The 296-nt window shown below is 42.2% G+C and carries 1 pseudogene; it reads right to left on the bottom strand.

The features are described 5' to 3' along the window. Positions 1–296, bottom strand: a pseudogene (locus AB4512_RS24560) (molecular chaperone); the annotation flags it as partial.

Here is a 296-nt window from a genome sequence, read left to right as displayed (position 1 = left end):
GTAATAGTGGAGCGTGGTGGAATAAACTGCTCACCTAAAGCCGCATGTACTTTTTGGCTCTGAGATTCGAGCCCCGTAAAATGAAGTAACGATGTATAGGTAAATCGCGACCCAGAATTAGTGAGTGTCAGTTTACCTTGTTCATCTATGTGTAATTTCACGTCAGGCTCTAAAGAGGATGAGTGAATGTGTAACAACGCATTGTAGTGAACTTGTAAATTGATACCGGTTGTTAAGCCGATGGGTTTGTCTATTCTCGCGTTGTTCTGGCCAATATTCACGGTACTGAAGTAACT

The sequence above is a fragment of the Vibrio sp. 10N.222.52.B7 genome, from assembly GCF_041474275.1.
Classification (GTDB): Bacteria; Pseudomonadota; Gammaproteobacteria; order Enterobacterales; family Vibrionaceae; genus Vibrio; species Vibrio crassostreae_C.
This window is presented reverse-complemented; position numbering and strand designations above follow the sequence as displayed.